Raw genomic sequence first — 24,566 nt, 5'->3', positions numbered from 1 at the left:
CTCTTTACCAAGAGCTTATCGACCATCGAGCCAAGAAGATTGTTTAAATATTTATAAAATGCCTAAAGTGAAAAGTTAAATTCCACTTTAAAAAGAAACGAAAATGATGTGGAATTTAGTCGTTCAGGATTATATTTTCATAAGAATATCGGGTATTAATTCTGATATTCTTTTTGTTTTGGGAATGGAACTTAATCATTCGTACACTAGAAATGAGATTCTAACGTCATAAATCATGGTATTTTAAGGCGCAATAAAGCTATGGAATTTCGTTCATTTTTTCGAGTGTAAGACTAAATTCCACTTTACTTTCATGTGCTATTGTCAGCCTGCCTCTCATGTTTCATACATTCTCCGAATGATTTTAGTTATCTTCTTTTAATAAATATGGTTTTAAAATAATATCATCATTTTCTATTTTCTTGATTCCAAATTCTATGAATCTCTTGTATAAATCTGGATTAAGGAACTCCATCATCTCCAGCGGAGATTTTCCCTTCAGGTACTCCTTTGGCTGGGAATTGATGTGGGATACTATGAGATTAGCCTTCTCCTGTGAATCTAGACCAAGCGCTTGGAGATTTGTCCCTTTAGGGCATATGTAACGTATCTCCTTGTGGTAGTTTTCAAGACTTCCTTTCTGGCGTGATGCCATAGGATCACAGTAAAAGACATGAGTTCGCATGCTGCCATCATTATCTTTTTCCAGTCCTTCTGCATCCGAAAATTCAGAACCTCTATCCGTCTTGATTACTTCTACTTCTTTCAGGAACAGTTCTTTTCCTAATATCGATTCAAGAAGGTCTACACCTTCAACCATAACCTTTGCAGTCTTCTCTTCATGGTATATAATAAACATGAAAGAGTAAGACAGGAACTTAAAAGTCTGCATGAACGGACCGCTTTGTCCATTGTAGACGGTATCCATCTCGACGATACTAACGTTGTCATTATCGTCAGTATATGAGATGAAATCATCATAGGTGTGGCCTATCAGGAACTTTCTGTCTTCTCTTTTTTATATTTGACAGAATCCTTCTTTGATATTCTTCTTGTCTTGACTCTTAGATCAATATCAAGCAGACCGAACTGTCTAAATACGCCAGATTCTATGTAGTTGTATAATGTCTTTTCAGAAATATTCAATTCAGGATGAGAAGTAATGATCGATATGGTGATTGACCTTTCTTGATAAGAGGGACAATGATATCAGCTAAAGCCTTAAGCTCGCTATATGTCATATTTATTCCTTCTCTTGAGTTAATGAGGTCAGCCATATATTCCTTATTGGCGATATCTGCAGAATATGTGAACTTATCAAATCTGCAGTGCTGGTATTTAGGACAGCCATTGCAGGCCAGGGAGATCTGTCTCTTCGCTTACATTTAAAAACTACTAAGTCAGCACAGTTCTTGCATACATGGTGATGCTTGCATCTGTCCTTGTTGGCGCACGCAGGATCAAAGCTGCAAATATGTGAATGTTTTCTATGTGCCTTGATTTCTTTGCCTATAGTTGATTTATCCTTTCCAAGAGTTGCAGCGATAGAAGTCTTGGTAGAACCATTTTCTATCCCTCTCTGAATGATTTGTCTTTCTGAAAGAGTAAGATGCAGATTCTTATTTGATTTAGCCATGATAATCAGCCTTTCATGAAATAGAGAAACAGACATCACAGTAATTATATACCTGAAGGAGAAAATTCAACTATTGAAAGTGTAAAAGTAAATTCAACTGTAAGAGTAAAATCAAGTGGAAAGAAGTGAAAGACTAAACGCAACTTTGCCCCGCCTAAAGTGGAATTTAACTTTTCACTTTAGGTATTTATAAAATGTGTTTATAAGGGGAAGCGTTTAGCTTCCTTTTTGTTTATAATAAAGTAAAGGGTTGTTTATATGAATAATGTTGTACACTTTAATATGATTCTAGAAATTAATCAATTACTTAAAGAAAATAATATAGAATATTCAATTCATGGTGTTGGTGGATGTACATGCTGTGGGTTAGAACTTAGACAAGATGGTAAAAGTTATTCTACAGAAAATATTTTAGAAATCATAAATGGTTCTTTAAAAAATCACTGGATTTATGTTCAAGAAAACAAAAATCAGCCAGGATTTCTTACAGTTCATTCAAAATTTGATAAAAAACCTTGACTATAAAGTAACTCTATAGTGTTAGATAAAGTTAAGGAAGGGGTGTTATCTATGAAAACACACGAATTAGAAAAAGAATTAGGAATCTCAAAACATACCATCTTCTATTATGAAAAGGAAGGAATCGTTACACCACAAAGAGATGACAATGGTTATCGTAGTTATAGCCAAGAAGATTTACAAAAATTGATCATGGTAAAATTTTTACGTAATTTAAATATTTCTATTGATGATGTAAAAGCAATTTTAAATAATGAACTAGATTTTAAAGAATGTTTAAAAATCAATCAAATTCATCTAGAAAAACAAATTAAGAGTTTAGAAGAAGTTCAAGGAAATATTGAAATGTATGTAAGAAAAGATTTACCAATGTTACCCGCTTTACAACAAATCCAAAGAGAAACAAAGAATTATAAATTAGGTTATAAAAAAACAACGGATACAGTATCTCTTGGAAGAAGACTTACAAAGAAACTCGCAATAAAAAAATTCTTATATAAATTTATTCCTACATTTTTAATTGTTTTATTCTTTAGTGCTGTAAATGAGCAAGATGTTTTAACAAGAGTACTTTCAGTATTAGTGATTTCATTTGTATTTACAAATGGTTTGATTGCAGCTGATTTCCAGCTTTCACAATTATGGTTAAGATTACCACTTGATCAAACAAGAAATCAATCGGTAGAGTTTTTAAATGATCGTATTCGTTATTATCAATTTAAAGGTTATATAGATAATGTAAAATATTTTTATTCTGTTTTATTGGGTAAAGAAGATAAATTTATAAAGGAATATAAATATGAAGATATTCAAAGCGTAGAACTTCTTTTAAAACATCGTTATGAAATTTATGGAACACCGATTGCTAGAGATTGGTATGTTCTTGATTATCGCTTTGAATTTAAAGATGGAAATCATTTCTATTTCTATTGGCCTTTTACAATTGATGATGATGCCCGCTTTATTGGAATTATTTTAGATGAAAAGGTAGAAAATGTGATCGATAAAGATCATGTCATGGATGCTTTAAAAAATGGTATTCATTTAAATGATTATATGAAAAAGACTGAAGATTAAAAGTCTGTAATATTCTATATAAATATATTACAATAAAACTATAAGTACTAACTATTTTTAACGGGAGGAAATAGTACAATGAAAAATAAAATGATTATAAAAATTATTGTCTCAATTCTTTTATCCTATCTAATGGTTTTTATTATTAATTCATTGCTTAGTAATACTTATTTGGCTCAACCAGAACTTAATCATATTATTGTCCTTGATTATATTCTTGCTTGTTGCATTGTTATTATTGCGCTCATTATCATATTTGGTTTTTTAATCTTAAATAAGCATAAGTAATTCTAGAATTTAACTTATGTATTAAATGAAATCGTTCTTTTTAAGTAAAATGTTGCTTTGGGTGATTATATTACGCAGCAAAAATATCATAATGATACTCATGATATGCTTCCTTAAGTGAAATAGGCAATGGTATTAAGATAAAGAAAACTAATACCTTCGTGTCATTAAGAAAGGGTGTTTGCTATAAAATGGCAGACACCTTTTCTATTACCACAAAAAACATAAAAAAACATGGCATAAGACATGCTTCCAAAGAACTGTCACATAGTTTTACAACAACAGTGTATAAGTCATGTTAGGATGCTCTCTAATTTAGAGGCTTACATGATTGATTTTTTATGACACATTTAAATGATTTTTATGGTCTTTTGGGAATAGAATTAATGACTTTAGTTAAATACATGGAATGTGTGAAGTAGTACTATTTACTATACGTAATATCTAGTTTTATAATACGAAAAAATCCAGGAAATAATCCTGGATTAATCAAATGTAACATATTCGTTATCTAAAGGTTTAGCCCCTTCAACATGATCTACATCAAGAACACAGATATTCGCATTCATAGATGGATCATATTCAATATGTGTATGACCTTCTAATAGAAGCCATTCATTAGGTATGAATTTAGACGCATATTCACTTACACAAAGCATACCAATTAATGAAGTATCCTGTTCACAACATACCATTGCATAACGACCAAGAATAAAACCATTAGGAATCACTTTATCACGACCTATGAACTTACCTTTGATTTTAATTGTCTTTTGATCATAACGTTCTGGATGTTCCATCGCATCATAACAGAAGATACCAAAATCATGATCAGCAACTTCTAAATGATCCTGTGTATAATCATATGGTAATTCATCATCCTGCATAGTATTTACAGAACCATCTTTATTTTCATAGATGATCTGACATACAGGATTCATTGCCTTGATGTTGTTTCTTAAAGTAGACTTCTTCATACCATCTTCAATACGGTTAAAGATGACTAAGTCACTCTTAGCACAATGTTGGAATAAGAGTGCACGCATGTTATTCACATAAAGCTGGAAAGTAGAGGCATTAATAGTAGTTAGAATCTGTACAACATCCCAGTTTTCAGGGAATTTTGATTCTACAAACTGATCTACATTCCACATACCATTAAATTCTACAAGAACCTGTGTAGGATGATATTTCTCCTTTAAATCCTTAAAGAAATCGGCAGTGAAGTCTTCTTCATTCTCTACATAAACAATTTCACAGTTATGTTCCTTAATAGCTGCTTCATTATATTCTACTTCACCTTCTTCTGTCACAATAAGCACAGATGTCTCATAATCACAGAAGTCAGTATTAATAATTGTATCGTTGATAAATGTTGTTTTACCACTTTCTAAAAAGCCAGTAAATAGATAAATTCTTGTTTCTAAATTATCCATACATTAACCTTTCATTAAATCATAGATTTTATGTGCATCAAGCTTTTCACCAATCACACACATTCTTCCACCAACATCTGGTGTACATTCACGGATTTCATAATCGCCACTTACAAAGTCAAATTCAAACCATTTACCATCAGTACCCTTCACAATACCCTTAGAACGAAGAATATGACCTAAAGATTCATCAGTCCCTAAAGTCTTTAACTTATCATCAAGTTCTTCTTTAGTAAATGGATGTGCTGTTTCAATACCAATACTATTGAATACTTCATCTGCATCATGCATATCTTCTTCATCATAGTATAATGTGCTTTCTCCATCATGGTGATGATGTTCATGATCGTGATGATGACCACATTCACATTCGTGATCATGTTCATGGTGATGTTCACATTCGCATTCGTGGTCATGATCATGATGGTGTCCACATTCACATTCATGGTCATGATCATGGTGATGATGATGTTCATGATGATGTCCATGAACACTTTCCTGATGTTCCTTTTCAGCCGCAATCAATGCCTTTTCTAAAGCATCCTTATGATTACTTGCTTCAAGAATCATATCACCTGTAATCTGGTCCCATGGAGTAGTAACGACCGGTGCATGAGGATTTAACTCTCTAATAATATCTAAACATTCCGCAATCTTTTCTTCAGACACATCCTGTGAACGGCTTAAGATTACACAGCTGGCAGCACCAATCTGGTTATTAAAGAACTCACCAAAGTTCTTATGATACATCTTACATTTCTTTGCATCTACTACAGTAAAGAAACGATCAAGTGTTAAATCAGCACCATGTACCTTCTGTACAGCCGCAATAATATCAGATAACTTACCAACACCTGTTGGTTCAATAATAATACGATCAGGATGATATGTATCTACAACTTCCTTTAGAGCTGTTTCAAAATCACCTGCAAGACTGCAACAAATACAACCCTGACTCAATTCATTGACAGTAATACCTGCATCACGCATAAAACCACCATCAATTCCAATTTCACCAAACTCATTTTCAATGAGTACTAACTTTTCATCTTTTAAAGATTCATTTAATAATTTTTTAATAAGTGTTGTTTTGCCAGCACCTAAGAATCCAGAAATAATATCAACTTTTGCCATTTTATTGACTCCTTTCTTAACCATCTCACATTATATCATTTTTCTTAAAAAACGCTCATAAAATGATAAAAAAGCTTATATAAACTTTTTAATAAATACACCTATCCCATTAGAATCTTTATCCTCTGTGACATAGTTAGCGACAGCTTTCGCATGAATAGACCCATTTCCCATTACTACACCAACACCTGCTTCTTCCAACATATCTATATCATTATCTTCATCACCAAAAGCTATACATTGAGATATAGAAATATCATGAAGGGCTAAAGCCTCTTTTAAACCATTAGACTTAGACACATGAGGATTCATATATTCATATAAAAAACTGGTAGTCACTAAGGCAGACGCTTTATATTCTCTATTCTTAAATGATTTAGAACGTTCCACTATCTGAGGCATATAGCTTGGATTACATATAATCATCAATTTACGATAAGGACGTGTTAAGAATGTATCAAAATCTACAACTCTATATTCAATTCCATCACCTTCAGCCATATTTCTAATATAGTCATCATCCTTAGGTGCATATAGAATACCTTCATGACAGATTGTAAAGTTACAATCCATATCTTTGTAATGATTCATGATTTCTTTAATTAATTCAGGACTCAAAGTATGATTCTCCTGATATATATCAAGAATATAATCATCAATCTCAGAACCTCCAGAACCCACTACAAAATCAATACATCCTTCAATACCCCATGATTTTATATGATTTCTTACACTATCTGCATCTCTACCTGTACATATTCCAAATAATATACCTTTACTTCTTGCTTTCTTAATAGCTGTAACAGTTCTTTCATCTACGACCTGTTTACTAGTCAGTAATGTTCCATCTACATCACATACAATAGCACGTATATCCATATTTATTCCCCCGTCATTTTTATTATAGTATACTGTCTTCTTTTCAATATTCTCTTCATAATGTCTCTTAAATAAGCTGTATAAAGAGTATCTAATACAAATAATAGACTTAATCTTGTGCTATAGGAAGATATTTTCTTATAGTGATTTTATTTTAACGTAATCTCGATTTCAGGATCATATTCAGTAGAAGAAATCAGTACAATAGGGATATGATTCTTATGCAAAATTGAAGGAATCTTATCTGATAACATCCCACGTCCATTAAATGTAGTGACTATTACAAGGCGAGAAGAATCATTTGATGCAAAAAATAATTGTGATTGATATTCTTCTTTTAAGAATTCAATCTTCCTTTTATATTCTGATGTATTACTTTTAGTCGCTAAGTGATAAATAGAAATCACCAAAACATGCTTCACTTATTTCCAGGTAAGGCATATGAATCACTTTCTTAGAATTATCTAAAATATTTATCATATTTCTATAACTATGTATATGTCTGTGTTATAATCCCAAAAAAGGAAGGTGATATTTATGATAGATGGACATATGCATCTAGAATATGGGAATCTCTCAAAAGAATATGTACTACAGTTTGTGGAAAGTGCAGTAAAGAATGGTATGGATGAAATACAGATTCTTGATCACACACATCGTTTTAAAGAATTTAGACCTGTTTATGAAGGCGTAAGAAAAGCATCTCCTTATCAAGAAGAATGGTTAAACAATAAAGAAATGAAGTTTCATAGTACTTTAGCTGAATATTGTGCTTTGATTAAAAAAATCAAGGCGATGGATTTACCTATTAAGGTGTCTTTTGGTTTAGAGGTATGTTATGTACCTGAATATGAAGAAACAATTCGAGAAATATTAAAACCTTATCATTTTGATTTCTTAGTAGGAGCCATTCATTCTATCGACGGTAAACTCTATGATATGAAATGGTCAGAAGAAATTTTATGGAACAAGTATCCTGTGGATGAAATTTATAAGAGATACTATGAATGTGTTTTCTCACTTGTAAAATCTGATTTATTTACACAGCTTGCACATCCAGATACGATTAAGATGTTTGGCCATTATCCTACTTATGACTTACAGCCTACATATGATGAACTTGCTGAATTATTAAATGAACATCATATGAAAGCAGAAAACAATGTGGGATGTTACTATCGTTATCATACACCTGATATTGGCTTGTCAGATCAGTTATTACAGACCTTTAAAAAACATCATGTCCAGATGATTACTGCAAGTGATGCGCATCATCCAGAAGATGTAGGTCGTAATATAGCGGATGTCTGGGATAAAACAATGAAGTGAAGACTGTCTTCACTTTTTTGATATATTTTTATCATAATAGTACTTGAATGATATGCAAATATTGATAAGTTTGTTTCTAATTTCACATTGAATAATTCAATGGAATTTAATGAATATATAATAAATATGAAGGAAGGAGAGAGACTTATGAAGAAGATCTTATTGGTATGTAATGCTGGTATGTCAACAAGTATGCTTGTATTGAAGATGGAAAAGGCAGCACAAGATAAAGGCATTGAAATGGAAGTTAAGGCTCTCCCAGTAACAGATGCAGAAAAAGAACTCAATGACTGGGATGTCATTATGTTAGGTCCACAAGTTCGTCATATGGAAAAGAGATTAAGAGAATTAACATCTACACCAATTGAAGTCATCAATATGCGTGACTATGGTATGATGAACGGTGAAAAGGTATTAGATGCTGCTCTAAAAATCCTCGGATAATATTTGATAATTGAATTACTCCTTAATGTGAAAAGTGAAGATGGGTTCATCTTCACTTTTTGTTTTTCTCCAGTTTTTCTAAATGTTTCTGATGGAGCTCTTTATAATGATTAAAAGCATGAGGATTTAATTCCTGTAGCTTCTTTTCATATTTACTACGGTACTGTTTTAATACACGTAATGTTTCAGGATTCATTTCCTGTAACTTTTCTTCAATACGATCACGATATTGTTCGAGTCGTTCTTCTACATACTGCTCATTTTCATGAATCTTTTCCATGATTTCTGGAATATGCATTTCTAGTCTTGATAAGAATTCATCCGCTTCAATTAAACCTAGTTCACCAAAGTCTGTATGATTTTCAATATCTTTTAATAGATCAGGAGATAAGTCTGTTTTAGAATGAATCTTATCCAACATTTCTTGAGTCATCTTCTGTTTATGCTTTTCAGCTTCATTTCCAAAAGCCCATTCTAATTCAGGTTGTATAAATGAGATATGAGATGTTTCTAAATCTTCTAATGGATAAGGAGGGACAAGCCCACAATCTAATAATGCCTGCTGCATTGTACGTCTTACATGACCACTTGTGATTATTTCTATACCACCATTTTCTCTTAATGCCTGATTAAGATGATCCATATGACGTGTTAAATAGAAATCTATATTTCTTTTCTGTAAATCATTATAGAAGATAATCAAACGATCAATTGCAGTAAAATCAATATTACTAATACCAGAAGCATCTACAATAACCTGCTCAGTATCTTCTTTAATCGCTTTTTCTATATCTTCCTGGAACTTATCAATATTCGCAAAAAATAGATTTCCTGGGAAACGATAAATAATAGTATGTCTAATTGGTCTTGCATTCACATTCTTTTCTAGATTAAAGAAACCTGTCTGCCCTGGAATTACACCTAAGAAATGGGCTGGTGGAGTGACTGCCTTAATAACTACAGCGAGGAATGATAAAACAATACCAATTACAACACCATAAATAGTCCCAAAGATAAGTACTCCACAACATGCTGCCATAAAGATATAGAACTCATTTCTACTTTCTTTAAATAAACGTTGACCTAACGCAAAGTGACAGGCACCAAGTAAGGCAGTAATCACAATCGCCGTTAAAATAGGAACAGGAAGATATTCAATAAATCCTGTACCAAATAATAGAAGAAGTGCCATAGTTGCAGCAGCTGATAAGCTCATCACCTGAGTCTTACATCCATACTGTCTTGCAAGACCAGTTCTAGAAACAGAACCATTCGTCGGACAGCATCCTACAAGTGAAGTAGCTAGTTCAGCCATACCATAGGCAAATATTTCTTTGTTTCCATCTAATTTATAGCCATCCTTCATTGCATTACCCTGTGCAGATAATAAAGTCTGTGCGAGTACAACTATCGCAATAGATAATGTAGTAAAGAATAAAGCAGAAATATCTACATGGGCAATAGAAGGGATCACAAGTTTTGGTAAACCTGAATCAACATGAGGTAATAACTTCACTCCATATCTTTCTAAAGGGAATAGGGCAGTCAATAAAGCACCTATAAACATCATAAGAATGGGCATAGGAATCTTCTTATTTATTCTCTTTACTATAAGAATAATGGCAAGAGTGAAGATACCTAATACAAAAGATAAACCATTAAAGAGTGGTAACTCTTTAATAATATGATTGACTAATTCAAATATTTCACCTGTTCCTGTTGTCCCACCAAAGAGTTTAGGAACAAGCATCATAATAATAGATAAACAGATACCTGTTACGAATCCACCCATGACAGGTGTAGAAATATACTTAACAGCACGTCCTGCTTTAATAATTGAAAAGAAGATCAACCATAAAGCGACCATGAGTGCAATAACAGGGACCACCTGCATTGCTTCTTTAGTTCCTGCAGTAATACCAAGAGTTGCAAGAGCACTTCCAGTAAGAGCTGCAGGTGCTGCATCTACACCAAATACAAAATCATGACTCGTAGTAAATAAACTAAATACGAGAATAGGAACCAAAGAACCATATAAACCATAGACCATTGGTAGACCTGCTACCTGAGCATATCCCATTGATATAGGAATAGATATAAAAGCAACAATAATACCTGCAAAAATATCATTCATTGTCGCATTCTTAAATTTTTCCATACGCCACCTCTTTCTTAATTCTAATTATAATGATTTATCATCGTGAGTCTATCTCTATCAAACTGCCCTTGTATTGTATACAATCTAGAATATTTTTCAAAATATTTGTATTTTTTAATAATATCAGTGGACAAATTTGTATTAAACTAATATAATGCATATAAATTAACAAGGAGGACGTCGAAAATGACAGATAAGAGAGTTTATAATTTTTCTGCAGGACCATCTCAGTTACCTGTAGAGGTATTAAAGGAAGCAGCAAATCAGATGTTGAATTATAAAGGCTCAGGCATGAGCGTAATGGAGATGAGTCATCGTTCCTCAACATACCAAAAGATTTTTGATGATACAAAAGCAACTTTAAAGAAAGTTTTAAATATTCCAGATAACTATAAGATTTTATTATTACAAGGTGGGGCAACACAGGAATTCACAAACATTGCCTTAAACCTTATGGTAAATGGTAAATCAGATTATATCGTTACAGGAAGCTTCTCTGGTAAAGCGGCAAAAGAAGCGGCTAAGTTTGGGGATGTTCATATTGCCTATAACGGTAAGGATAACGATTTTACAGAAATTCCTACACAGGATCAGTTAGATATTCGTGAAGGTGTTGATTATGTACATCTTTGTAACAACAACACTATCTATGGTACAGAGTGGAACTATGTACCAGATACAAAGGGCGCACCACTTGTAGTAGATATGTCTTCTGATATCTTATCAAGACCTGTAGATGTTTCTAAATATGGTGTTATTTATGCCGGTGCACAAAAGAATATGGGTATTGCCGGACTAGGTGTAGTTATTATTAGAGAAGATCTAGTAAAACCACATCCAGCTAATATTCCAGTTCTTTCTGAATTAGATACTATGTTAGAAAAGGATTCTATGTATAACACACCACCATGCTGGGCTATTTATATGTTAGGTCTCGTAGTGAAATGGATTGATGAACAGGGTGGACTAGAAGTGATGAAGGAAAAGAATGAAAAGAAAGCAAAACTTCTTTATGACTACTTAGATCAGTCAGACTTCTATAAACCACATGCAAAGAAAGATGCACGTTCTAATATGAATGTAACTTTCACAACACCATCTAAAGAATTAGATGCTGAATTTGTAAAGGAGTCTATTGCAGCAGGTATGACAAACTTAAAAGGACATCGTAGTGTAGGTGGTATTAGAGCATCTATCTACAATGCAATGCCATATGAAGGTGTAGAATATTTAGTTAATTTCATGAAAGAATTCGAGGAGAAACGTAAATAGTATGTATAAGATTAAAACTTTAAATAAGATTTCTGAACAGGGCTTAGAAATCTTTGATGATAATTATGAAGTCGGTGATAATTTAGAACATGAAGATGGGATTTTAGTCAGATCAGCTAAATTACATGACTATGATTTCCCAGCTGAATTAAAGGCAATCGCAAGAGCAGGTGCAGGTGTCAACAATATTCCTGTAGATACATGTACTGAAAAAGGTATCTGTGTATTTAATACACCAGGGGCTAATGCGAATGCGGTTAAGGAATTAGTATTATGTGCTTTAATCTTAAGTTCAAGACAGGTGATTCCTGGTATTGAATGGGTAAAAACATTACCAGCTGATGATTTTGGAAAAGCTGTAGAAAAAGGTAAGAGCCAGTTTGTTGGTCCTGAAATTGATGGTAAGAAGCTTGGTGTTATTGGTTTAGGGGCAATTGGTGTGAATGTAGCCAATGCAGCTGTTAAATTAGGTATGGAAGTATATGGTTATGATCCATATATCAGTGTCAATGCAGCATGGAAACTATCTAAATGGGTTCATAAAGCAGCTACTGTAGAAGAATTATTCAAGGAATGTGACTATATTACTATCCATGTACCAGCAACTCCTGATACAAAGAATATGATCAATAAGAAGTCACTTGCAATGATGAAAGACGGTGTACGTATCTTGAACTTTGCACGTGATACATTAGTAAATACTGAAGATATCATTAAAGCATTAAAATCAGGAAAAGTGGCACGTTATATTACAGACTTTGGTTCTAAAGAACTTGTAGAAACTGAAAATACAGTTGTATTGCCACACTTAGGTGCTTCTACTCCAGAATCAGAAGATAACTGTGCAACTATGGCTGTAAAAGAAATGATTGATTACTTAGAAAATGGTAATATTCAGAACTCTGTTAACTTACCTACAGTTGTAGAACCACGTACTACAACATATCGTGTATGTATTATTCATAAGAATATTCCTAACATGTTAGCCGTATTTGCGAACGCATTTGCGAAAAAGAGCATGAACATTGAAAACATGGTCAATAAAGCACGTGGTGAATATGCATATACTGTCATTGATACAAATGATTTATCAGAAGATATCACTAAAGTGATTGAAAATCATGAAGGTGTTATTAAAGCTAGAATTATTGCGAAGATTGTTTTCTAAATCCTTCTTTTTGAATAGTCCATCTTAGTGATGGACTTTTTCTATTGAAAAATGTAAGATGGGAGTGCGAAGGGGTGATGGGATGAATAAATTAGTAGATGCTTTATCCTGGGTGGCTATGAGATGTACTCAGAATAAATACTTAAATGCAATTAAAAATACCTTCCAGAATTATATGCCAATATCTCTTACAGGTGCTGTTGGAATGCTTTGGACAAATGTATTAGTTAATGATCATGGGGGATTAGGTACTGTTTTTCCACTTATTATGGATTTAAAAATTTTTAATCCAATCTTTGAAGCATTGAATTATGCAGCAATTTCATGTATCTCTATCGTAATTGTATTATTATTATCTAGTGAAATTGCCCAGGCAAATGGGGATCATGATATTTATCCCATGATTGTCAGTTTTTTAAGCTGGTTGATTGTCACACCACATACAATAGATGGTTTACATATCAATGTGCTATTACGTACAGGTAATGGAGCACTTATTCAAACAAAACTATCTACTTTTGTCCATATTCCAAATTATATAGGAATCACGCTTAAAGACTTTGCGGCAGAGGGAATAAGTGTTACTTATACATATTCATCAGGACTCTTTACCGCGATGTTTGTCGCTATAATTGCGACAGAACTCTATCATTTATTAAGAAACTGCGATTGTCTCTTAATTAAGCTTCCTAGTCAGGTTTCTACCAATCAGGTATTATCATTCATGAATATTGTTCCTACGTTCTTGACATGCTTAATTATGAGTTCTATCTCTTATCTTTGTATCCTAAGCACAGGTCATACACTTAATACAAATATATATAATCTGATACAGCTTCCGTTACAGCTGATGGCAGGGGATAATTTAATTGCGGTTCTTGTTTTGTATCTTATTATCTCATTGTTCTGGATTGTTGGCTTCCATGGGAAGAACCTTATGTCGCCTGTCATTGAATCGTTTTATAGACCATTACTCTATATTAATATGGGAGCATTTAATGCGGGGTTCAGAGGAAAAGATATACCCTATGTATTCAATTCATCGATGTTTCAGATGTTTGGAGATATTGGCGGCTCAGGATGTACATTAGGGCTTGTGATATATATACTTGTTTTTTCTCAAAGACATGATAATCGTCTAGTAGCAAATATTTCTTTATTCCCAAGTTTAGTGAATATCAATGAAACAGTGATCTTTGGTATGCCTATTGTGCTTAATCCTCTATTAGATATTCCTTTTATTCTTGCACCACTTATCTCTCTTACAGTGGGATATTTCCTTATTCAAATAGGATTCTGTCCACATGTGATCATGGAGGTACCTTGGGTTATGCCACCTATTTTATTTGGCTTCTTAGTTACCGGAGGAAGTATCCATGGGGCAATATCACATCTCATATGTATATGTATCTCATTACTTGTGTATGCGCCATTTATTTATATATATGAGAGAAAACAGAAGAAAGAAGAATATATCTATTAAAGTGACAAAAAGAGTGAATTTATGCATATAAATTCGCTTTTTTTGTAACATCTATACAATATTCTTAAGAATGCTTGTTTAATCGTTTTATTAGATTATTATAAAGATGCAAAAAGAAAATAAATTTTTGCTTCCTAAATCGTCATGAGACGTCCAGCTCATGACATTTTTTTATTATTATCATTGATAAAATACCAATAAGATGATAATATATTATCATCTTAAGATTAAGGTCTTAAGATAGGAAAATCTAGTTATACATATCGTGGGGTGTAGGGACCTCATGATCTTGTGCAGATATGTCTGCATCTCCTGTACATTCTTATTCGGGTGCGAGGATAAGAATGATCACTGCTCGTAAGAGTATTGCTAATAATTAAATCCCTTATTGAACATGGATATAAAGTGAGTAATTAATGAAACCCTCATACTTTTAACTCATTATAACTTCGATTTTCCTAGGAACGCTGATCCTTTTAATCATTAGGGCATTGATTGAAAAACAGCCACTGCATTCATATTTCATCCATATCAAGCCAAAAGAATATTTATGTAGTGCATGATCCTCCTTATGGAGGATTCTTTTTTTTACAAATTATTAATATACTCTTTATTTGATGATAACCATACTTATTGTATAAGGTGCTATACTTGTGCACAGAGAGGAAATTATATGAATTATGATGTCAATTATATAAAAGAAGTGCTTTATCATGCTGGTGAATATATTATGGGGCAGTTAAGGGATGATTCAATCTATTCTAAAGGGAAAGATGATTATGTAACCGAAATAGACCTCATTGTACAGGATCAGATTAAGACATGTTTAATGGATAAATATCCTGATGTACAGTTCATGAGCGAAGAACAGATCAATGAAGTGGATTTCAGTCAACCATGCTGGGTATTAGATCCAATAGATGGTACAACAAATCTTATTCATGATTACCATTGCAGTGTTATCTCGTTAGCATTGTTGGAAAATGGTGAACCAACAATAGGGTTGATTTATAACCCTTATATGGGTGAGCTGTTTTATGGTATTAAAGGACAAGGTGCGTATCTGAATGAACATCGTATTCATGTAAGCCATCAAGAGAACCTCTCATCAAGCTTAGTGGCTGTAGGAACAAGTCCTTATTATAAAGATGATGAAATGCTGGATAAGAACTTCTATACGATTAAGGAAGTTATGAAACATTGTTCTGATATACGTCGTAGTGGTTCTTGTGCATTAGATATTGCATGGACAGCGTGTGGGCGTGTAGAGGCTTATTTAGAACGTCGTGTCAAATTATGGGACTATGCTGCTGGTAAGGTGATATTAGAAGAAGCTGGCGGTATACTATGTGATTATCGTGGACATCCAATTAAAAACCAATTAATCACAAATTTAGTTGTAGGCAAAGAAAACGTTGTTCACGATCTGATATCTCAATGTATTAATAAGTAGGGAGACCTGCTTATTTTTTTGTATTAAAAAACCTGGAATAAATCCAGGTTAATCAATAGGTTCCTGATAGAACCTTCCTTTTACAGCATTTGTTTTGACTATATTAACGAAAGCCTGTTTATCAATACTTTTAATAATTTCATAAACATCATTGACTTCTGCGGCACTGACGACTGTATATAACATGACACGATCTTCATGTGTATGAGATCCTTCACCAGTAAAACGAGTCATACCATGATGTGTCTTAACTAATAATTCTCTTTCTAATTCATCTGCTTTATTAGATATGATGAATAAAGTCATCTGCTGATCTGATTTGTGGAAAGTATCTATTGCCTGAGTAGATACGAACTGGAAGACAATAGAATAAAGAGATGCTTCAAATCCAAATAACATTCCAGAAGTTAATAATAGAATAATATTAAATCCTAGAATGATATTCCAAGAAGAAATATTCCACTTACGATGAATATAGACTGCAATAAAGTCTGTTCCTCCGGAACTTGCTTTACCATATAAGGCAATAGAAATAGCTAAACCATTTAATAAACCACCAAATAAAGCAATGAGTAATGGATCAGTTGTCACCTTATAAGAAGGAATCAAATCAACTAAGAATGAGTTTAAAACAATCATTAATACACTATAACCAGTAAATCGTTTTGAAATAAGTTTAAAACCAATAATAGCTGGTATCGCGTTTAATGAAATATTAAGCACAGAATAAGGAACAGTAATGTTAGCATACTTTAACATTATTCTCTGTATTAATAGAGTCATACCGGTAATACCACCAGGGACTAATTCACCAGCACGTACAAATGTCTTAATATTAAAGGCCATTAAACATGATGCAAGAATAACGCATGCGAATGATTTGAGGGCTTTTATTGATCTTTTTTGTTGGATTTCCTTTTCATATAACATAAATTTAACATTCGCCTCCTAAAATTCGACCAAATTGTACTATTGTTTAAACAATAACACAACCGTAATTGTGTAAAAAGTAAAAAATCACTTTTACATAATCTTAAGATAATACATACACAAATATGATTTTTTTGTTAAGGAGAAAAATTTATGATGTAGGTGTCTTAAGAAGACGGGAGGAAAAAAGTAAATATGAAAAAAATATTGACGCTTGTACTTACATGTGTACTTGCATTCTCACTTGCTGGTTGTGGAGGATCTAAAGATTCTTCAACGGCTGGTTCAGGAGATTTATCAGGAAAGATCTCACTTGATGGTTCTACATCAATGGAAAAATTCGTTACTGCTCTAGGCGAATCTTTCAAAGAAAAGAACCCTAACGTTACAGTTGAAGCTCAGTTCACAGGTTCATCGGCTGGTATCTCTTCAGTATTAAATGGTAAAGCTGATATCGGTGATTCATCAAGAGCATTAACTGATGAAGAAAAGAGCCAGGGGCTTGAAGAAAACATCGTAGCTATTGATGGTATCGCAGTTGCGGTTAATAAAAATAATACTGTTAAGAATGTAACTAAAGAACAGTTAACTAAGATTTATACTGGTGAAATCACTAACTGGAAAGAACTTGGTGGTAAAGACGAAAAGATCGTTGTTATTGGTAGAGAAGCGGCTTCTGGTACGAGAGGTGCATTTGAAGAATTATTAGAAGTAAAAGATAAATGTCAGTATGCACAGGAATTAGATAATACTGGTGCAGTTGTGGCAAAATGTGCTTCTATTGAAGGTGCTATTGGTTATGTATCACTCGATGCAGTTGATAAATCAATCAACACATTACAGTTAGATGGTGTTGATTGTACAGTTAAGAACATTAAAGCTGGTAAATATGCATTACAGAGACCATTTGTAATGGCTACTAAAGGTAAAATTGAAAAGCAGTCTAAATTAGTTCAGGCATTATTCGATTACATTGATAGTGATGAAGGGCAGGCTATCATTAAAAAAGTAGGTCTAATCAGTGCTAAATAGCATTGTCGGTACCAATAAAAGTAGACAAGCATCAGAAAAGGCAGCCGCATTAATCGTTAGTGTATGTGCTGCTTTTTCAATAGTTGCAGTCGTCGCTATTACTGCCTACATGATCTATAGCGGCACACCTGCACTTGCTAAGGTTGGTATCGGAAATATCTTATTGAAAACAGAATGGGTTCCTTCTCAAGGAAAGTTCGGTATTCTTTACATCATCTTAACTTCTATTGTTGGTACTTTACTTGCAGTCTTAATCGCAATACCTGTTGGTTTATTTACTGCAGCCGCATTAAGTGAAATGGTCACTGGTACTCCAAAGAAGATTATGAAAGCAGCTATTGAATTATTAGCTGGTATTCCATCCGTTGTTTATGGATTACTTGGTATCTTGATCATCAACCCACAGATGTATAAGTTAGAAAAGTTTTTTTATCATACATCTCATTCACATCAGTTCACTGGTGGGGCAAACCTCATTGCCGCAATTATTGTATTAGTAATCATGATCTTACCAACATTAATCAATGTCTCTGAAACAGCTCTTGAAACTGTTCCAAATCATTTAAGATTAAGCTCTTATGCACTTGGTGCAACTAAAATTCAGACAATCTTTAAAGTCGTTATTCCAGCGGCTAAGAATGGAATCATGAGTGCCATTGTATTAGGTGTTGGACGTGCTATTGGTGAAGCAATGGCTATCTTACTTGTTGCAGGTAATGCTGTTAATTTACCAGCACCATTCAATTCAGTACGTTTCTTAACAACCGCTATCGTATCTGAAATGTCCTACTCAAGTGGTGTACATAGACAAGTATTATTTACAATCGGCTTAGTATTATTCATCTTCATTATGATTATCAATATCGTATTAATGAAGATTCTAAAGAAGGGTGAAGAAAATGGATAAAGCAGATTCTAAAAAAGTATCAGCTACGTCTCCATTAAAGGAAGTGAACGCTGTGGATAGAACGTTATATCATAAAAAGAAAAGAATAGGAGACACTATACTACGTGGACTTATTTATCTATGTGCTGGTTTCTCTAGTATCTTAATTCTTGTCATTATTGGTTATGTATTTTCAAAAGCCATCCCACATTTCCATTTCAAGAATTTAATTGAACCAATGAGTCAGTTAATGAACCCTGAAGGTTTATTAGGTAATATCATCAATACTCTTTATATTGTCGTAGGTACATTATTATTTGCCTGCCCAATTGGTATTGGTGCTGCCATCTACTTAAATGAATATGCAAAAAATAAGAAGTTCGTTGCAGCTGTCTCATTTACAACAGAAGTATTATCAGGTATTCCATCAATTATCTTTGGACTATTTGGTATGATCTTCTTTGGTGAAATGCTTCATTTAGGATATTCAGTCATAAATGGATGTTTCACACTAACTATTCTTATCTTACCAATTATTATTAGAAACACTCAGGTTGCCTTAGAATCAGTTCCTTCTTCATATCGTGAAGCTGCATTAGGTATTGGTTCAACTAAGTGGTATATGATTCGTACTGTTATTCTTCCAAGTGCTATGCCTGGAATCTTAACGGGTGTGATTCTTGGTATGGGTCGTATTGTGGCTGAATCAGCTGCCTTATTATTTACAGCAGGTAGTGGTTATTTTATGCCAAGAGGATTCTTTACGCACTTGATGGAAAGTGGTGGAACACTTACTATCCAGCTTTATATGGCAATGAGTAATGCGGAATATGGACAGGCCTTTGTGATTGCGATGATCTTGATTATTCTTGTATTAATCATGAACTTTATCGCTAAATGGCTATCAAGTAAGTTTAATGTAGAAAAAGCAAAATAATGAGGTCAATATATATGAATAAAATGGAAATTAAGAATTTAAATCTATGGTATGGTGAAAAGCATGCCTTAAAGAATACAAGTCTAGATATCCCAGAACATAAGATTACAGCGTTCATCGGTCCTTCTGGATGTGGTAAATCTACATTCCTTAAAACATTAAACCGCATGCAGGATTATGTAAAAGGGGTAAAGATTACTGGACAGGTGACATTGGATGGTGAAGACATCTTTGATCCTAGAGTAGATACAACTTTATTGAGAAAGAAAGTAGGTATGGTATTCCAGCAGCCAAACCCATTCCCAATGAGTATTTTTGATAACATTGCCTATGGACCTAGAATTCATGGGATTAAGAATCATGCTGAATTAGAAAAGATTGTGATTAGATCATTAAAGCAGGCTGCTTTATATGATGAAATTGCAGATCGTCTCGATACAAGTGCATTAGGTTTATCTGGGGGTCAGCAGCAGAGATTATGTATTGCAAGATGTTTAGCTGTTAACCCAGATGTTATCTTATTGGATGAACCTACAAGTGCCTTAGACCCAATTTCTACATCTAAGATTGAAGATTTATTAATGGATCTTAAGAAAGATTATACAATTGTGATTGTGACACATAACATGCAGCAGGCTTCACGTATTGCAGACAATACCGCATTCTTCTTACAGGGTGAAATCATTGAAACGGGTGATACAGAAAAGATCTTCTCATTCCCTCAAGATAAGAGAACAGAAGATTATATTACTGGTAGATTCGGTTAATATTTAATTATCTAAATCAATATATTATAATGAAGGAGTAAAAATTATGAGAAGTCGTTTTGATCGAGAACTAGATACGCTTAATGTAGATCTTCAAAAGATGAGTGGTCTTGTAGAAAATGCATTAGAAAATACTATTGCTGCATTTCAAAACAAGAACACTAAGCTTGCGAAAGAAGTTATGGAAAATGATCGTATGATCAATGATATGGAACGTTCTATTGAGTCTATTTGTTTTAAATTAATGTTAAGACAGCAGCCAGTGGCAAGAGATTTACGTATTGTGACTACTGCTTTAAAGATTGTCACTGATCTAGAAAGAATTGGTGACCAGTGTTCTGATATTTGTGAAATTATCTTAGATTTATCTGGTGATCATATTTATAGAACAGTAGAACATATTCCAGATATGTTAAAGACTGCAAAAGAAATGGTACATAAGTCTATTGAAGCTTTTGTAGAAGGTGATGTAGATAAAGCACATAACATTTCTAGAATGGATGATGATATTGATGCATTATTCTTGGATATTAAAAATGAAATCATCCAGATTATGAAAGAAAATAGTGAAAATGCAGATGACTGTTTAGATTACTTCATGATTGCTAAATATCTTGAAAGAATTGGTGATCATGCATCTAATATCTGTGAATGGTTAGACTTCATGGAAACAGGATCTATCAACCAGCAGCGTATTATTTAAGGGGGATATAACCAATGAGCGAACGTATATATGTAATAGAAGATGATGAGAATATTCAGGAAATTATCAAGTTATCTCTTGAATCAAGTGGGTATCAAATTACCCTCTTTAATAATGCGATAGATGCAATTGTCGCAATTCATGAAGATACACCTGATCTTGCGATATTTGATGTCATGTTACCAGAATTAGATGGTATTTCAGCTATTAAACAGATTAGAAAGACTAATACAACTTTACCTATCTTAATTCTATCCGCAAAGGATCGTGAAATAGATAAGGTAAGAGGTTTAGATTCAGGCTGTGATGATTATATGACGAAACCATTTGGAGTGCTGGAACTTGCTGCACGTGTTCGCTCATTACTTAGAAGAAGTCAGCACCATTCAAAGGTTATTAAAACTACATCTTTAGAAATTGATAAATCGAAACATATTATTTTAAAGCAGGGTGAAAAACTTGAATTAACTCATAAAGAGTATCAGTTATTACTCTATTTAGTAGAAAACAAAGAACGTGTTGTAGAAAGAGAAGAACTCTTAAATAATATCTGGGGTTATGATTTTGTAGGCGAATCAAGAGCCTTAGATGTTCATATTCGTTCTTTACGTGCAAAACTTGGTGATGATGGACATCATTATATTAAGACAATCAGAAGTGTAGGTTATCGTTTTATTGAGGACGGACAATAATGAGACAATCTATATTAAGATATTTTATCTCTTTATTATTAGTATCTCTATGTATCTGTAGTGCAACGAGTATATTTATTATTTCTGGTTCAATGAAAGAGGATTCCGAAAGAGAAATGATGTATTCTGTTAAATTAATAGAATATAACTTAGATTACTCGGGTGATTTAAATAAACAGATAGAAACATTGAATCCACTTGCTTTCTCTGATGATACAAGAATATCTGTCATAGATGAAAAAGGTAAAGTTCTTGCAGATACATACAAGGATGATATTTCTTCTAATCATATAAAAAGAGAAGAAGTGCAGGAAGCACTTCATTCTTCAAATCATGAGGGGTATGCAATGAGACGTTCTGAGACAACCAATCAGCCACTTCTCTATGCTGCATATTATAAAGATACCCACATTATAAGATTGTCCATCCCTTATTCAGGTGTATGGGGTTATTTCCCAGAACTTGCTCCTGCATTTGCGATTTCTATACTAATCAGTATATTATTTTCATACATAGTTGCACGTAAACTCTCTAAGAGAGTCACTCAGCCTTTGACAGAAATCAGTGAGTCTCTTAATAATATGACTGAAGATTATCGTTTTAAACTTCCAACAACAGATTATGAAGAATTTACACCTATTATTGATACACTAGAAAATCTCTCTCATCGATTAAGAAAATCTATGAGAGAGACAAGATTTGAACAAGATAAGATCAATGCGATATTAAGAAAGATGGAGGAAGGCTTTATCTTACTTGATGAGAATGGCATGATCTTAAGTGTCAATGATAGTGCTATAAAGATTCTAGGACCTTTAAAAGAGAAGGACAATTTAGTTGATCATATCTCTTATCCAAATCTTATAAATGCGTTAAATAGTGCTTCTAAAAAACAACGTATAGAATTAAAGATTCATGATTTTGATTACCAATGTGCAATCTCCCGCCTTCCATTTGGTACAGCACTCTTCTTTGTAGATATTACCGCAATGAAGAACTCACAAAAGATGAGAGAAGAATTCTTCTCTAGTGTATCTCATGAATTAAAAACACCTATTACCGCTATTAGAGGTTACAGTGAATTATTATCACAAGGATTCATCAATGATGAAAATCAGAAGAAGATGATGCTTTCTAAGATTCAAACTGAAGTGACTAATATGTCTTCTTTAATTAATGATATCTTGATGTTATCTAGACTAGATAGTGATGATTTGATTGTAGAAAAAGTTCCTGTTAAGATGCAGGCATTAATGAAGGACATCTCACAAGATTATGAAGGTTTATTATTGAAATACAATGTAGAGCTTCATACAGATGTTGATCCTATTACTTATATTGGAAATGGGTCTCAGATAGAGACATTGATTTCTAATCTAGTAAGTAATGCGATTAAATACAATAAAGAAGATGGTCATGTTTATGTTCATATTTATAGTAAAGAAGATAATATGTTCATTGAAGTCAAGGATACAGGTATTGGTATACCACTTGCAGATCAAGGACGTGTCTTTGAAAGATTTTATCGTGTTGATAAGGGACGTAGTAGAATCAAAGGTGGTACTGGATTGGGACTTGCGATTGTTAAGCATATTGTTTCTTATAATAAAGGAACAGTGAAATTACATAGTCAATTAGGAGAAGGTACTTGTATTACGATTACTCTTCCTAACAAATCATAAGCTGTCATCGTACAGCTTTTTTAATTATTTTTTTAGACACCTATTAATAGGCGCTCTCCAGCGCTTACTCAATACATCTTTTGATGGATAGTACTACAATATAGATATCCAAGGAAGGGGATGTTGATATGATTTTGTTTCTATTATTTTTAGTTTTACTTGTACTAGGCATTGTGTATTTCATAAATAAATCCTTTCGTTTGTCATAGGCGGAAACCCACTGCCAATAGGTGGTGGGAGGAGCCTTGTAAATCGTTATCTATTGTCCCTGACTCTGTATAGTTGCTGATGACACTTCTCCAATGCTACAAGCAAAATAACCATCTGACCAAAATGTTTTTTCTTTCCAATACTGTTTTGATAAGACCGAACTATACTTATGTCATAAGTGGTATGTTGTTTCCTGCTTTACAATTTTGACAATATCGCAAACTCTATCTGATGTATCGTAACTTAATAAGAAATGTATATGGTCTTTGTCAGTTTCTATCACAATAATTTCGTAGCCACGAGTTTTAGCTATATCGAAAATTTTTTGTTTAGCATCATCGGCGATAGAATCTTTGAGTAATTGCTTACGGTATTTGGTTGATAGAACTATATGTACTTTAAGACTATATTTTCGTCTGTTATGATGACTGTATCTATTATTCATAAATCA

Annotated in this window: 21 protein-coding genes and 2 pseudogenes; 15 read left to right on the top strand and 8 right to left on the bottom strand. The window is 33.1% G+C overall.

All coding sequences use genetic code 11. The features are described 5' to 3' along the window. Positions 1 to 364: 364 nt before the first annotated feature. Positions 365 to 1,636 (bottom strand): annotated as a pseudogene (locus tag NQ499_RS13765) (transposase). Positions 1,637 to 1,894: 258 nt separating this feature from the next. On the opposite strand from NQ499_RS13765, the gene NQ499_RS12870 reads away from it, so the two are divergent. Continuing rightward, a complete protein-coding gene (locus NQ499_RS12870) occupies positions 1,895 to 2,155 on the top strand; it encodes an RDAC family protein (protein ID WP_006507050.1) in 261 nt (86 codons plus the stop codon). A gap of 51 nt (positions 2,156 to 2,206) precedes the next feature. After that, a complete protein-coding gene (locus tag NQ499_RS12865; RefSeq protein ID WP_040390245.1) occupies positions 2,207 to 3,232 on the top strand; it encodes a MerR family transcriptional regulator in 1,026 nt (341 codons plus the stop codon). 773 nt (positions 3,233 to 4,005) lie between these two features. Here the strand turns inward: NQ499_RS12865 and NQ499_RS12860 are convergent. The 4 genes from NQ499_RS12860 to NQ499_RS12845 all read right to left on the bottom strand — a co-directional run bounded on the left by NQ499_RS12860 (position 4,006) and on the right by NQ499_RS12845 (position 7,379). Next, positions 4,006 to 4,956: a TIGR03943 family putative permease subunit gene (locus NQ499_RS12860; RefSeq protein WP_006507047.1), complete on the bottom strand. Its 951-nt coding sequence runs from the start codon at positions 4,954 to 4,956 to the stop codon at positions 4,006 to 4,008. A gap of 3 nt (positions 4,957 to 4,959) precedes the next feature. Then, entirely contained in the window at positions 4,960 to 6,090 is a 1,131-nt protein-coding gene (locus tag NQ499_RS12855; RefSeq protein ID WP_040390244.1) for a CobW family GTP-binding protein, read from the bottom strand. A gap of 75 nt (positions 6,091 to 6,165) precedes the next feature. Further along, positions 6,166 to 6,969, bottom strand: coding sequence for a Cof-type HAD-IIB family hydrolase (locus NQ499_RS12850; RefSeq protein WP_006507045.1), 804 nt, complete (start codon positions 6,967 to 6,969; stop codon positions 6,166 to 6,168). 149 nt (positions 6,970 to 7,118) lie between these two features. Then, the gene (locus NQ499_RS12845; RefSeq protein WP_050772221.1) at positions 7,119 to 7,379 is read right to left on the bottom strand and encodes a hypothetical protein; all 261 of its coding nucleotides are present in this window, start codon (positions 7,377 to 7,379) and stop codon (positions 7,119 to 7,121) included. Between the two features lie 127 nt (positions 7,380 to 7,506). Between NQ499_RS12845 and NQ499_RS12840 the strand changes: the two genes are divergently transcribed. Next, positions 7,507 to 8,298, top strand: coding sequence for a histidinol-phosphatase HisJ family protein (locus NQ499_RS12840; RefSeq protein ID WP_006507043.1), 792 nt, complete (start codon positions 7,507 to 7,509; stop codon positions 8,296 to 8,298). A gap of 147 nt (positions 8,299 to 8,445) precedes the next feature. Next, positions 8,446 to 8,742: a PTS sugar transporter subunit IIB gene (locus NQ499_RS12835; protein WP_022424927.1), complete on the top strand. Its 297-nt coding sequence runs from the start codon at positions 8,446 to 8,448 to the stop codon at positions 8,740 to 8,742. A gap of 52 nt (positions 8,743 to 8,794) precedes the next feature. Here the strand turns inward: NQ499_RS12835 and NQ499_RS12830 are convergent, their stop codons facing one another. Continuing rightward, the gene (locus NQ499_RS12830; protein WP_006507041.1) at positions 8,795 to 10,900 is read right to left on the bottom strand and encodes a SulP family inorganic anion transporter; all 2,106 of its coding nucleotides are present in this window, start codon (positions 10,898 to 10,900) and stop codon (positions 8,795 to 8,797) included. A 186-nt stretch (positions 10,901 to 11,086) separates the two neighbouring features. Between NQ499_RS12830 and serC the strand changes: the two genes are divergently transcribed. From serC to NQ499_RS12810, 4 genes are all read left to right on the top strand, one after another. Next, positions 11,087 to 12,172, top strand: coding sequence for a 3-phosphoserine/phosphohydroxythreonine transaminase (serC, locus tag NQ499_RS12825; RefSeq protein WP_006507040.1), 1,086 nt, complete (start codon positions 11,087 to 11,089; stop codon positions 12,170 to 12,172). A 1-nt stretch (position 12,173) separates the two neighbouring features. Continuing rightward, positions 12,174 to 13,340, top strand: coding sequence for a phosphoglycerate dehydrogenase (locus tag NQ499_RS12820; protein WP_006507039.1), 1,167 nt, complete (start codon positions 12,174 to 12,176; stop codon positions 13,338 to 13,340). 82 nt (positions 13,341 to 13,422) lie between these two features. Then, entirely contained in the window at positions 13,423 to 14,823 is a 1,401-nt protein-coding gene (locus tag NQ499_RS12815; protein ID WP_040390243.1) for a PTS sugar transporter subunit IIC, read from the top strand. Between the two features lie 673 nt (positions 14,824 to 15,496). Further along, entirely contained in the window at positions 15,497 to 16,276 is a 780-nt protein-coding gene (locus NQ499_RS12810; RefSeq protein WP_006507037.1) for an inositol monophosphatase family protein, read from the top strand. A 48-nt stretch (positions 16,277 to 16,324) separates the two neighbouring features. Here the strand turns inward: NQ499_RS12810 and NQ499_RS12805 are convergent, their stop codons facing one another. Then, positions 16,325 to 17,206 carry a YitT family protein gene (locus tag NQ499_RS12805; RefSeq protein ID WP_006507036.1) on the bottom strand — a complete coding sequence of 294 codons (882 nt, stop codon included), beginning with the start codon at positions 17,204 to 17,206 and terminating at the stop codon, positions 16,325 to 16,327. Between the two features lie 195 nt (positions 17,207 to 17,401). Here NQ499_RS12805 and NQ499_RS12800 point away from each other — a divergent pair, with 195 nt between their 5' ends. Genes NQ499_RS12800 through NQ499_RS12770 form a run of 7 tightly spaced genes read left to right on the top strand, consistent with a single transcriptional unit; the run spans position 17,402 to position 23,905 of the window. After that, a complete protein-coding gene (locus NQ499_RS12800) occupies positions 17,402 to 18,238 on the top strand; it encodes a phosphate ABC transporter substrate-binding protein (RefSeq protein WP_006507035.1) in 837 nt (278 codons plus the stop codon). After that, entirely contained in the window at positions 18,228 to 19,145 is a 918-nt protein-coding gene (gene pstC, locus NQ499_RS12795) for a phosphate ABC transporter permease subunit PstC (protein ID WP_006507034.1), read from the top strand. The genes NQ499_RS12800 and pstC overlap by 11 nt, the downstream gene beginning before the upstream one ends. Further along, the gene (gene pstA, locus NQ499_RS12790; protein WP_006507033.1) at positions 19,138 to 20,061 is read left to right on the top strand and encodes a phosphate ABC transporter permease PstA; all 924 of its coding nucleotides are present in this window, start codon (positions 19,138 to 19,140) and stop codon (positions 20,059 to 20,061) included. The genes pstC and pstA overlap by 8 nt, the downstream gene beginning before the upstream one ends. Before the next feature lie 14 nt (positions 20,062 to 20,075). Further along, positions 20,076 to 20,828, top strand: a complete 753-nt coding sequence (pstB, locus tag NQ499_RS12785) for a phosphate ABC transporter ATP-binding protein PstB (protein WP_040390242.1) — start codon at positions 20,076 to 20,078, stop codon at positions 20,826 to 20,828. Between the two features lie 46 nt (positions 20,829 to 20,874). After that, complete coding sequence (phoU, locus tag NQ499_RS12780) at positions 20,875 to 21,531, top strand: phosphate signaling complex protein PhoU (protein WP_006507031.1); 657 nt, start codon at positions 20,875 to 20,877, stop codon at positions 21,529 to 21,531. A 14-nt stretch (positions 21,532 to 21,545) separates the two neighbouring features. Then, positions 21,546 to 22,223, top strand: coding sequence for a response regulator transcription factor (locus NQ499_RS12775; protein ID WP_006507030.1), 678 nt, complete (start codon positions 21,546 to 21,548; stop codon positions 22,221 to 22,223). Further along, positions 22,223 to 23,905, top strand: coding sequence for a sensor histidine kinase (locus tag NQ499_RS12770; RefSeq protein ID WP_040390241.1), 1,683 nt, complete (start codon positions 22,223 to 22,225; stop codon positions 23,903 to 23,905). Before NQ499_RS12775 ends, NQ499_RS12770 begins: the two co-directional genes overlap by 1 nt. A 259-nt stretch (positions 23,906 to 24,164) precedes the next feature. Here NQ499_RS12770 and tnpA read toward each other — a convergent pair. Beyond that, a pseudogene (gene tnpA, locus NQ499_RS12765) lies at positions 24,165 to 24,560 on the bottom strand (IS200/IS605 family transposase). Between the last annotated feature and the right edge of the window lie 6 nt (positions 24,561 to 24,566).

Source organism: Catenibacterium mitsuokai, assembly GCF_025148785.1.
In the GTDB taxonomy this organism is placed as follows: domain Bacteria; phylum Bacillota_I; class Bacilli_A; order Erysipelotrichales; family Coprobacillaceae; genus Catenibacterium; species Catenibacterium mitsuoka.
Note: the sequence above shows the minus strand (reverse complement) of the source record. Positions and strands in the feature narration are given on the sequence as shown.

What these genes read in the sequence shown, in the direction of transcription:
- NQ499_RS12815 (WP_040390243.1), top strand. Translation starts at nt 13,423, where the DNA reads ATGAATAAATTAGTAGATGCTTTATCCTGGGTGGCTATGAGATGTACT.
- NQ499_RS12860 (WP_006507047.1), bottom strand. Translation starts at nt 4,956, where the DNA reads ATGGATAATTTAGAAACAAGAATTTATCTATTTACTGGCTTTTTAGAA.
- NQ499_RS12770 (WP_040390241.1), top strand. Translation starts at nt 22,223, where the DNA reads ATGAGACAATCTATATTAAGATATTTTATCTCTTTATTATTAGTATCT.
- NQ499_RS12810 (WP_006507037.1), top strand. Translation starts at nt 15,497, where the DNA reads ATGAATTATGATGTCAATTATATAAAAGAAGTGCTTTATCATGCTGGT.
- NQ499_RS12850 (WP_006507045.1), bottom strand. Translation starts at nt 6,969, where the DNA reads ATGGATATACGTGCTATTGTATGTGATGTAGATGGAACATTACTGACT.
- NQ499_RS12870 (WP_006507050.1), top strand. Translation starts at nt 1,895, where the DNA reads ATGAATAATGTTGTACACTTTAATATGATTCTAGAAATTAATCAATTA.
- NQ499_RS12830 (WP_006507041.1), bottom strand. Translation starts at nt 10,900, where the DNA reads ATGGAAAAATTTAAGAATGCGACAATGAATGATATTTTTGCAGGTATT.
- NQ499_RS12865 (WP_040390245.1), top strand. Translation starts at nt 2,207, where the DNA reads ATGAAAACACACGAATTAGAAAAAGAATTAGGAATCTCAAAACATACC.
- NQ499_RS12775 (WP_006507030.1), top strand. Translation starts at nt 21,546, where the DNA reads ATGAGCGAACGTATATATGTAATAGAAGATGATGAGAATATTCAGGAA.
- NQ499_RS12805 (WP_006507036.1), bottom strand. Translation starts at nt 17,206, where the DNA reads ATGTTATATGAAAAGGAAATCCAACAAAAAAGATCAATAAAAGCCCTC.
- pstA (WP_006507033.1), top strand. Translation starts at nt 19,138, where the DNA reads ATGGATAAAGCAGATTCTAAAAAAGTATCAGCTACGTCTCCATTAAAG.
- pstB (WP_040390242.1), top strand. Translation starts at nt 20,076, where the DNA reads ATGAATAAAATGGAAATTAAGAATTTAAATCTATGGTATGGTGAAAAG.
- NQ499_RS12855 (WP_040390244.1), bottom strand. Translation starts at nt 6,090, where the DNA reads ATGGCAAAAGTTGATATTATTTCTGGATTCTTAGGTGCTGGCAAAACA.
- NQ499_RS12820 (WP_006507039.1), top strand. Translation starts at nt 12,174, where the DNA reads ATGTATAAGATTAAAACTTTAAATAAGATTTCTGAACAGGGCTTAGAA.
- NQ499_RS12835 (WP_022424927.1), top strand. Translation starts at nt 8,446, where the DNA reads ATGAAGAAGATCTTATTGGTATGTAATGCTGGTATGTCAACAAGTATG.
- phoU (WP_006507031.1), top strand. Translation starts at nt 20,875, where the DNA reads ATGAGAAGTCGTTTTGATCGAGAACTAGATACGCTTAATGTAGATCTT.
- NQ499_RS12800 (WP_006507035.1), top strand. Translation starts at nt 17,402, where the DNA reads ATGAAAAAAATATTGACGCTTGTACTTACATGTGTACTTGCATTCTCA.
- NQ499_RS12840 (WP_006507043.1), top strand. Translation starts at nt 7,507, where the DNA reads ATGATAGATGGACATATGCATCTAGAATATGGGAATCTCTCAAAAGAA.
- serC (WP_006507040.1), top strand. Translation starts at nt 11,087, where the DNA reads ATGACAGATAAGAGAGTTTATAATTTTTCTGCAGGACCATCTCAGTTA.